The 10,236-nt window shown below is 38.9% G+C and carries 7 protein-coding genes and 1 pseudogene; all 8 read left to right on the top strand.

The annotated features are described in order from the left end of the window. Positions 1 to 692 (top strand): annotated as a pseudogene (locus I4641_RS11230) (hypothetical protein); the annotation flags it as partial. Positions 693 to 849: 157 nt separating this feature from the next. Beyond that, positions 850 to 1,449, top strand: coding sequence for a chromophore lyase CpcT/CpeT (locus I4641_RS11225; RefSeq protein WP_229640614.1), 600 nt, complete (start codon positions 850 to 852; stop codon positions 1,447 to 1,449). Between the two features lie 49 nt (positions 1,450 to 1,498). Further along, entirely contained in the window at positions 1,499 to 2,347 is an 849-nt protein-coding gene (locus I4641_RS11220) for a DNA-formamidopyrimidine glycosylase (RefSeq protein WP_229640613.1), read from the top strand. A gap of 140 nt (positions 2,348 to 2,487) precedes the next feature. Further along, positions 2,488 to 3,675, top strand: a complete 1,188-nt coding sequence (locus I4641_RS11215) for a response regulator (RefSeq protein WP_229640612.1) — start codon at positions 2,488 to 2,490, stop codon at positions 3,673 to 3,675. Positions 3,676 to 3,744: 69 nt separating this feature from the next. Beyond that, positions 3,745 to 4,107, top strand: coding sequence for a response regulator (locus I4641_RS11210; protein WP_229640611.1), 363 nt, complete (start codon positions 3,745 to 3,747; stop codon positions 4,105 to 4,107). A gap of 5 nt (positions 4,108 to 4,112) precedes the next feature. Continuing rightward, positions 4,113 to 4,688 carry a chemotaxis protein CheW gene (locus I4641_RS11205; RefSeq protein ID WP_229640610.1) on the top strand — a complete coding sequence of 192 codons (576 nt, stop codon included), beginning with the start codon at positions 4,113 to 4,115 and terminating at the stop codon, positions 4,686 to 4,688. A gap of 54 nt (positions 4,689 to 4,742) precedes the next feature. Next, positions 4,743 to 7,001, top strand: coding sequence for a PhnD/SsuA/transferrin family substrate-binding protein (locus I4641_RS11200; RefSeq protein WP_229640609.1), 2,259 nt, complete (start codon positions 4,743 to 4,745; stop codon positions 6,999 to 7,001). A gap of 62 nt (positions 7,002 to 7,063) precedes the next feature. Next, complete coding sequence (locus I4641_RS11195) at positions 7,064 to 10,219, top strand: hybrid sensor histidine kinase/response regulator (protein WP_229640608.1); 3,156 nt, start codon at positions 7,064 to 7,066, stop codon at positions 10,217 to 10,219. Positions 10,220 to 10,236 lie beyond the last annotated feature (17 nt).

Below are 10,236 nucleotides of genomic sequence, written 5' to 3'. Positions count from 1 at the left end.
CCATCCAAGAAGAAGTCGTTGACGAACAGCCTGTCGAACCCATCCAAGAAGAAGTCGTTGACGAACAGCCTGTCGAACCCATCCAAGAAGAAGTTGTTGAACAAAATTTTGAAAATTCTACTATCTATACTTCTAGTAATGGAGGTACTCCAATTGAAAATCCCAATATTCCTCCCCTTACACGAGATGGAGAAGATCTAGACAAGTTAGACTTTAGTTCCAGATATGCTAGTCCTAATGGTGGTAACGATCGCATTACTGGTACTGCTGGAACAAATACCTTTGATATCAACTTACTGTTAAATGCTAAACCAGAAGTTATTCAAGAGCGTATCGAGCTAGATGGCAGAATCAACTGGCAACAAGTAACAAATGCCAATGATAACTATCACGATCACTGGTTAGAAAGCATCGGTCAAGACACCATTGAAGGATTTAGTGGTAATGGTGGAGAAGGAGATAAAATCAACATCATCGGTCATACTGCTCATGTTCTCGTCCTCGAAGAATCTGATAATCAAGTAGTATTGGGTCTTTATAGCGACCAAAGCGGAGACAGTTTTAGGGCTGGTGCAGCGCACGATTTTGATGTAGTTGGTACTCTCACCGTCAACCATGATGGAAACTTCAATTATGGTAGCGATGTCAATGTCAATCGTGGTGTTTTTGATGGAGTAAGAGAATTTGCCTAAGCTGAATATTTAATTCAATTAGCGCGAAGAAGGATAAAAGTAAAATAAATCTATTCTTGCCTTTATCCTTTTTCTCAAACTACATAAATAACCAAGAGGTAAAAGTCTTAAAATCAGAAAGAATAAGTTTCTCAAGATTTTAATCAAGCAAATATTAATGACTCACTCTCAAGATATAACTACTCTTGCCTCTTGGATGGCATCAGATTTTAGCAACCAAGCCCAAGCTTACGCCAATCCACCATTTTTTGCTCATATTCGGGTATGTATGCGTCCTTTACCCAACGATTTATTGGGCGGGACGAGTTTATTTTTAGAACAAGCCTATGACTTCATGCTTAATGTTCCCTATCGTTTGCGAGTCATTAGGTTGAGTATTGTGAACGATCGCATTGAACTAGAAAACTTTAAAGTCAAAGACCAAGAGAAATTTTATGGGGCATCCCGCAACCTAGAATTGTTGAGTACTCTAACTCCCGATCTGATTGAAAAAATGGATGGCTGCGATATGAATATCATCTGGACGGGCAATAGTTTTCAAGGAGAAATCAAACCAGGTAAAGCTTGTATTGTCGAACGTCAGGGAAAAGTGACCTATTTAGATAATAGCTTTGAAATAGATAGCGATAAACTAATTAGTTACGATCGCGGAAGAGATCCCGAAACAGACGAACTAGTTTGGGGTTCGGTAGCAGGCCCTTTTGAATTTAGTCCGCTTAAAAGTTTTGCTACTGAAGTATGCAGTAACGCAGCATAAATCGATTACGATCTTAGATCGATAAAACTATAAAAAATAACATCCCACCTTGCCAGAATTACCAGAAGTAGAAACAGTCCGCAGAGGCTTAAATAAACTAACCCTCAATCAACCCATTCAAGGGGGGGAAGTATTATTACCCAGAACTTTAGCTTATCCCCATGAAATCGAGGAGTTTTGGCAAGGTATCAGGGGAAATGCGATCGCTTGTTGGCAAAGACGGGGTAAATATCTCCTAGCCCAGTTAGAAAAAGATTCTCAACAGTTTGCTGGCTGGTTGGGAGTACATCTTCGGATGACAGGACAACTATTGTGGGTAGACCAAAATTCTGTGCTACAGAAGCATACTCGCATTCGTCTTTTGTTCGGGGGCGATCAAGAATTAAGATTCGTCGATACTCGTACTTTTGGTAAGTTTTGGTACGTACCGCCAGAAAAAGAACTCGAATCTATAGTTACGGGGTTGCAGAAACTAGGCCCCGAACCTTTCTCGACTGAGTTTTCTCTTAAGTATTTTACTGAAAAACTGAACAATCGTCGTCGCCATATTAAAACATTATTATTAGATCAAGCTATTGTGGCTGGTATTGGTAATATCTATGCCGATGAAGCCTTGTTCAAAAGTGGTATCAAACCCGATACTATTGCAGCTAATTTAACTGTAAAGCAAATCAAACTTTTGCACTCTTCGATCATTGATGTTTTACAAAGTTCAATAGATAAAGGCGGTACTACTTTTAGTGATTTTCTTAACTTGCTAGGAGTTAGTGGCAATTATGGAGATTCTGCCTTAGTTTATGGCAGAAAAGAACAGCCTTGTCGGGTTTGCGGTACTCCTATTGAAAAAATCAAGCTGGGAGGAAGATCCTCTCATTTTTGCCCTAGTTGTCAAGCTTGATACACAATTTCAAATCAGTTGAATTGCTTAATTCTACAAAAAAAATAATTGCGATCGAAATCACTTTCAAATTGGGAAGAATAAAAATAAGACTTACTAAAAAAATGGTTTGACCTAAATTTTATCTATGAGTTTTATCTATGAGTCAAATTTTAAATCCAGTAAAACTACTAACAGATTTCTCTGGTTCAAACATAAATGGAAAATTAGAAGTTAAAAGCGATCGCGTAACTTGGAACATTCATATAGAAAATGGACAAATCAAGTGTGCGGGAAACTCCGTACAGTATTTAATGGTCTCTTTAGATCGTCAACTGCGTCTTCTTGGGTTTCAAAATGCTGCCGCTGCTGCAAAGTCTATTCCTAGTTCTGATGTAGAAAGTCAATCCCAAACAGTTAGTTGGTTAGAAGGAGGAAGAATCGTTCCCTCGATTAACTGGTTAATTTTGCGAGAACATCTCGATCGAACTGAGGCAGAAAAAATCTGTGCAGGCTTAAGCTTGGAAGCTCTCGAAACTTTGTTATGGCTTAGAGAAGGAGAATATAAATGGAGTAAAAATGCCAGTCTGCCTCAACATGTTTTAGCTGCTAGGATAACATTCGAGAATCTAGAGTTAACCAATACAATTCAAAAATTAGAGCAAACAATTAAAAATTGGCAAATCTTTAGAGCTTCGATTCTTTCTCCTTATCAGTGTCCTTATTTAGAAGAAAACAGACAACTAACTGAGTCTTCTCCACCAATTTTATTGAAGCTAGCCAAATTTTTAAAGGGATTGAGTTTTCGTCAGTTGGGTTTGATTTTAAACCAAGATGAATTAAAAATTGCGCAACTCCTAAATCCATCAATAGAAAGTGGCGATATTGTTGTTCGTCCACCTCAGTCTCCTTTTAATCTTCTACCACATATTCCTGTAGATAATTCTAGACCCAATAAAAATCCTGGGGAAAAGTTTAAAGTTGCTTGTATTGATGATAGTCCGACTATTTTAGATGAGATGCAGAGGTTTTTAAAAGATGCAACCTATGAAATCACTAGAATTGAAGATCCCTTAAAAGCTGCTCCAATTTTATTACGCTCTAAGCCAGATTTGATTCTAATGGATATTTCCATGCCCAATATTAATGGCTACAAGCTTTGTAGTTTCTTTAGAGGTAGTGCTTCTCTTAAAGACGTACCAATTATCATGGTTTCGGGGAGAACTGGTTTTATTGATAAAACTAGAGCCAAAATGGTAGGAGCAACAGACTATTTGACTAAGCCATTTTCTAAAACAGAACTGTTATCTGTGGTAAATAAATATTTATCGAAAACAGAAGTTTCTTAATAGCTTTCATTACTGCTATAGAAACCAAAAAAATTGTTAAAACATAATTACCTAGAGGATGTAAATATCATGAAAACTGTATTAGTAGTTGACGATCTAAAAGCACAATTAAATCTTATTTCTGGATATTTAGAACAGGAAGGTTTCAAAGTAGTAACCGCAGAAAATGGCAATGACGCATTAGAAAAAGCTACTGCTCAAACTCCAGATTTAGTAATTACTGATTTAGTAATGCCTGAAATGAGTGGTTTAGAATTTTGTCGCAAATTAAAGAAGAATCCTGAAACGGCTGAAATTCCAGTAATTGCTTGTACTACTAAAGATCGAGATATGGATAAAAAATGGGCAAAAAAACAAGGTGTGGTTGCTTATTTAGTTAAACCTTTTACTAGAGAGGAAATAATTACAGCCGTAAAAAGATCGGTAGGTTGAGAACAATGAGCAGTTTAACAACTACGGATAGGCTCAAAGAACTATTGCCCCAGTTATTTAACACTAAAAAACTTGAGGGTGATTATTATTTGCGTTTTCAACTAACTGATGAAATCTTAGGATTGATCGATTTAAAGTATATCCAAGAGTCTTTAACTATCAAAGGCGATCGCATTACAGCAGTACCCAACTTACCAGAATATGCGATCGGTTTGATGAGTTCTCGAAATCAAGTCTTTGTGGCAATCGATCTGGCTCATTTAGTCGGATTAGCTCCAGAAACAGTTAATTTAAGAGAGTACCAAACTATAGTCTTACAGACCGATTTGGAACTTAATGATAGTCAATTCGATCAAGCCAATTTATTTGGTTTAACTGTCAAAAAAATTGAAGGTATTATGCGAATATTACCCGATCGCTTTACTACCGATCTAGAAAATATACCAGATGTTTTACGACCGTTTGTTCGGAATTCTGTTGTTCAAAAGAGCCTAAATATCGAATCGAATCTAGTAGAAAAACAGTTTTTTTTACTAGATATTACTCAATTGATTGATCGCAAAATTAATGCTCAATTGTGATTTTAAAAGTATCAATTATTTCAATTATTATTACTATTGTTGAATTTCCAACTCATGCTAAATAATTTATCTCACCAATCTAATTCAAGTATCAAACCTCAAAAATCTGGCTTTAGCAAAAATAATTGGAAGTCAGGCATCTTGATTTTAACTTTTGGCAGTTTGATCTTGCCCATTGCCAATTTGCCTCTTTTAGGATCGCTACACCCTTTACTTACACCAAAAGTTGTGGCTCAAGAAACTCCCACTGCCACACCCCCTCAAGAAACTAAGCTGGTTAAAATTGGTATATTGTCCAAAGAAGATACAGATCTAACTATTGCTCAATGGCAACCAACAATTGATTACCTAAGTAAAACAATTCCTGGCTATACCTTCGAACTTGTACCAACAGGATTTGAGGGGATGTACGACCTTGCAAATAGTAATGGTGCTAATTTTTACATTATTAACTCTGGGATGTATGTTGATTTTGAGGCGCGTCATGGTGCTAACCGTATTGCTACCCTGAAAAATCTTAGATTGGGTAAGCCATACACACAATTTGGTGCGGTAATTATTACCAAAGCTGACCGCGACGATATAGATACTGTTAAAGATTTAAAAAACAAAAACTTTATGGCGGTATCTCCCATTGCTTTTGGGGGTTGGCAGATGGCGGAGGGAGTTTTATACGATGAGGGAATTAAAGAACCAGAAAAGTTCTTCAAACAACTAGACTATGGGGAAACTCACGAGAACGTGATTAAAGCAGTTGCTAGCGGTCAAGTAGATGCAGGAACAATTCGGACAGATGCCCTAGAAAGAGCCGTACAAAGGGGTGAGGCCAAACTAGAAGACTTCAAAATTATTAATCAACAAACAACCGAAGGATTCCCTTTCGTACATAGTACTCCTCTTTATCCTGAGTGGCCCTTTGCAGCTGCCAAGGGCAATGATACAGAGCTAAACGAACTAGTAGCAAAAGCTCTCTTTAATATGTCCAAAGATAGTCCCGCAGCCAAAGCCTCTAAATCTGAAGGTTGGACTGTTCCTCTCAACTATCGACCAGTACACGAGCTGTTTATCGATCTTAATATTGCTCCTTACGATGAAATCGGCAGACTAACCTTTGTAGGCTTTCTAAAAAAATATATTTGGCTGAATATAGCTGTAGTTACAATCGTTATTGGTTTGATAGCAAATGCCTTTTACACCCAAAGAAAAGCAATTATTCAAGAGAAACAAAACCAAGAATCTCTCAACGTATTAAACAAATCTCTCGAAGAAAATGCAGCGGAACAAAAGAAACAAAGAGAAGAATTAGAAAAAGCAGTAGTCGGCTTGATGGAAGCATTAGAACCAGCAGCTGATGGAGATCTCACCGTTCGCGCTCAACTATCAGAAGGGGATGTGGGCATTATCGCCGATTTGTTTAACGCCATTGTCGAGAATCTGAAAGATATTGCTCTCCAAGTAAAAGATTCCGCAGGACAAGTTGGTTCTTCCCTTAAAGAAAATGAAAGTTCGATACGAGAAATTGCCGAACAAGCAATAGTAGAAGCAGAGCAAATTCAAGCCACCCTATCTTCCGTTGAAGAAATGTCTACCTCCATTAAAGATGTAGCATCCAACGCCGAAAAAACTGCCATCATCTCCAACGATGCATTTATGAGTGCTAAGGAAGGAAATACTGTCATGGATCGAACAGTAGATAGTATTCAAGGTTTGCGGACTACCATTGGCGATACAGCCAAAAAAATTAAGCGTCTGGGGGAATCTGCCCAACAAATTTCTCAGGTAGTAGCATTAATCGATGAGATCGCGCTTAAAACCAACTTACTAGCAATTAACGCCTCTGTAGAAGCTGCCCGTGCTGGAGAACTAGGTCAAGGCTTTACTGCGGTTGCCGAACAAGTCGGTGCCCTAGCAGAACAATCTGCTAATGCTACCAAAGAAATTGCTCAACTTATTACGGGCATTCAACAAGAAACTCAAGAAGTTGTCGTAGCGATGGAAACTGGAACTAGTCAAGTAGTTGATAGTACTCGTTTGGTTGAAGCCACCAAAGTTAGTTTGAGTACGGTATTAATCAAATCTCAAGAAATCGATCTACTAATGAAATCAATTTCTCAGGCTACTATTTCTCAAGCAGAAACCTCCCAAGCTGTAACTGAAATTATGATGCTCAACAGTAAGAGTTCTCAAGAACGTTCTAAATCTTCTGGTCAAGTTGCTCAAGCCATCCAAAGCACGACTGCTATTTTGGGAGAACTACAAGAGTCGGTAGCTCAATTTAAAGTCAGCGAAACCGAGGAAGTAGGGGCTATCTAGTATCGCTTCGCTAGAGTAGCAAATACTCAAATAATCAGTAATCATTAATCACCTAATCAGTAATGGATACAGATCGACAAGTAAGACTAGACTTTTTAGAAGAAGCAGAAGAGTATTTTGATAGCTTAGAATCCCTCCTGATGGATTTAGATACTCAAGGAGCAGATCCAAGTTTATTAGACTCTGCCATGCGGGCTGCTCATTCTCTTAAAGGTGGGGCAGCAATGATGCGTTTTGTCCCCTTGAGTAAAATTGCCCATCGTCTAGAAGATTTTCTGAAAATTCTCCGAGTCCGCAAGGATAATAGTCTAATCGATCGCGAGGTGACAAATTTATTACTTCGTGGAGTTGACTGTTTGCGAGAAGCGAGAAATCTTCATCGACAACAAGTCGAGATTGATGAATCTTGGTTTGCCAATCATACCGAGCCTATTTTCGAGGTTCTGCGGGCTAGATTGGGGGATTTAAGAGAAGAAGATGAGGATCTGCTTCTAGCAGAAGAAGAACAAGTTGATGTTTCTAGCCTCATTTTTCAAAGTGGGGTAGAAGATTGTTTAGAAAGTTTTCAAGCTCAAATCGATCTTCTCGAACCGATTCAGCTAAAAGAAGAATTAGCTATTCAAGCACAGCAGTTAGCTGAATTTGGTCAAATGAGCCAGATTGAGCCTTTTATTCAACTATGTCAGTCTGTTTTAGCTGAATTAGCCGTCGTATCTTTAGAAAATGTCAAAGATCTAGCCCAGGAAGCTCTCAAACAGTGGGAGCGATCCCACGCTCTGGTATTGGTCGGTAGAATAGATAAACTGCCAACTAATATTAATGGTAACAGCGGTAAGATCGAACCTTCTAAGACAGCAAATTTTGATATTTCGACCCCAAACATTACCGATTTAGTTAATGGGGTAGAATTAGCCGAAATCCAGGATTTTACGGCTCAAGAACTAGCACCCCACCTGCCCTTATCGGAATCAGAACTGGATCTAGACGAACTTACTCCTAGTGCAGCAGAGCTATCGGAGTTGGATGGAGCTTTTCTTTCATTAGATAATTTTGAATCTAGTTCAACTCCCGATATTGATTTAGACGAACTCGCTCCCGATGCAGCAGAATTATCGGAACTCAATGACGCTTTTGATTCTATCGACCTTCCTTCAACGGTTCAGGCAGATACAACGAAGGTTGAAATTGATTTAGACAAACTCGCTCCCGATGCAGCAGAACTATTGGAACTCAATGATGCTTTTGCCGAAATAGAAGTATCAACCCCAGAACCAGAATCTGTTTCTCCACAGCGATCGCAAAAAGAACAGGGAAGGATGGTCAGAGTCCCCGCCGAAAGACTTCAGAGTCTTAATAATCTGTCTAGTAAATTAATTCTCGAACGGAATGCTGCTATCCTACGTTTGAATCAATTACAAAACTATGTTGATTTAACTAGAGACAGAATGCGCCGTTTGGAACAATCTAGTAACCGACTCCGCAAGCTCTATGACTGGGCATCTTTGGAAGGAATGATTCCTGCAAATCAATCCCCAGCCATGACTGTTAATGCTTCTTGGTCGGGTGTTTCTAGTTCCACTAGCGAAAAATTTGATTCTTTGGAAATGGATCGTTATAGCGATCTGCATTTACTATCTCAAGAACAAATGGAAACTATTGTTCAATTACAAGAGGTGACGGCAGATATTGACTTGGGCGTTCGAGAAATGGGTCAGGTAATTCGTAACTTTAGTTATACTACCCGCGAACTGCAACAAAATGTAACGCGATCGCAAATGCGTCCTTTTGCCGAACTAGTAGGACGTTTCCCTCGATTGATTCGCGATCTATCAACCCAACATAACAAGGAAGCAAACCTGATAATTGAAGGAAAAGCCACCTATATCGACCGCCAAGCCTTAGAATTACTCAGCGATCCTTTAACTCATCTTTTGCGAAATGCTTTCGACCACGGTTTGGAAAATACTCAAACTCGTATTGAAGCAGGAAAATCCCCCGAAGGCACAATTATTTTAAAAGCTATTCAACAGGGAAATCGGACTGTTATTACTATTAGCGATGATGGAGGAGGTATAAATAGTCAGAAAATTCGCGATCGCTTGTTGAAGTTGGGATTTTCTCAAACTCAAGTCAATCAAATTTCCGAAACTGACGTATTAGACGCTATTTTCGAGCCTGGATTTAGTACTGCGGAGCAAGTAACTGAATTATCTGGTCGAGGTGTAGGTATGGACGTTGTACGCTCCAATCTGGAACAAATTCGCGGTGATATTCAAGTTAATACTGAATTGGGCAAAGGAACAACTTTTACCATCTCTGTTCCTTTATCTTTATTGGTACTTAGGGTAGTAATTGTCGAAAGTGCAGGCATGGTTTTTGCTATTCCTGTCAACAGTATTAAAGAAATTATCAAGTTTGATGATGAATTAAGTCTCGAACAAGACGGAGGAGAGAAAATAGTCTGGGGCAAAGAATCTGTTGCTCTACTTCGTTTGAAAAAGCACTTTGAATTTAAACGTCCCAGCAAACCATTTGAAATGGAAGGGAATCCCAAAATTGCTACTCCTACAGTCTTGATTTTTGAAGAAAATGCTCGATTTAAAGGAATTTACCTCGATAAATATTGGAACGAGCAAGAAGTTGCCATCAGACCAGTTAAAACTTCAATTCCGCTGTTTCCTGGCTTTACTGGCTCTACAGTACTAGGTGATGGACGGGTAATTCCTCTGATCGAACCTGTTGCTCTGAGCAAGGGTATTACCAAACAACAACGAGCTTCCTTCTCTACTCTAACTACTACTGAAAACGTCAATGATGATTCTAACTTTGCTTTCTCCCTTGGCGATACTTCCACAATCTTAGTGGTTGATGATTCGGTTAATGTGCGACGTTATTTAGCTGGCATTTTGGAACGCAATGGCTATCGGGTAGAAGAAGCTAAAGATGGTCGAGATGCAGTAGATAAGTTAATGGGAGGACTACAGGTTCAAGCCATGATTTGTGACGTAGAAATGCCTCGTCTAGATGGATATGGCGTACTTTCAGAGGTTAAGTCCGAACCAAGTTTAGAACATATTCCCATTGCGATGTTGACTTCTCGCAGTAATGACAAACATCGCAAACTGGCAATGAAACTGGGCGCATCGGCATACTTCTCTAAACCATTTAACGAACAGGAAATGTTACAAACGTTGCAAAGTTTGATTGTTAGTGGTTAAATCAAATTCATCGCAAT

Source organism: Waterburya agarophytonicola KI4 (genome assembly GCF_020640915.1).
Classification (GTDB): domain Bacteria; phylum Cyanobacteriota; class Cyanobacteriia; order Cyanobacteriales; family Xenococcaceae; genus Waterburya; species Waterburya agarophytonicola.
Note: the sequence above shows the minus strand (reverse complement) of the source record. Positions and strands in the feature narration are given on the sequence as shown.

What these genes read in the sequence shown, in the direction of transcription:
- I4641_RS11225 (WP_229640614.1), top strand. Translation starts at nt 850, where the DNA reads ATGACTCACTCTCAAGATATAACTACTCTTGCCTCTTGGATGGCATCA.
- I4641_RS11215 (WP_229640612.1), top strand. Translation starts at nt 2,488, where the DNA reads ATGAGTCAAATTTTAAATCCAGTAAAACTACTAACAGATTTCTCTGGT.
- I4641_RS11210 (WP_229640611.1), top strand. Translation starts at nt 3,745, where the DNA reads ATGAAAACTGTATTAGTAGTTGACGATCTAAAAGCACAATTAAATCTT.
- I4641_RS11205 (WP_229640610.1), top strand. Translation starts at nt 4,113, where the DNA reads ATGAGCAGTTTAACAACTACGGATAGGCTCAAAGAACTATTGCCCCAG.
- I4641_RS11200 (WP_229640609.1), top strand. Translation starts at nt 4,743, where the DNA reads ATGCTAAATAATTTATCTCACCAATCTAATTCAAGTATCAAACCTCAA.
- I4641_RS11195 (WP_229640608.1), top strand. Translation starts at nt 7,064, where the DNA reads ATGGATACAGATCGACAAGTAAGACTAGACTTTTTAGAAGAAGCAGAA.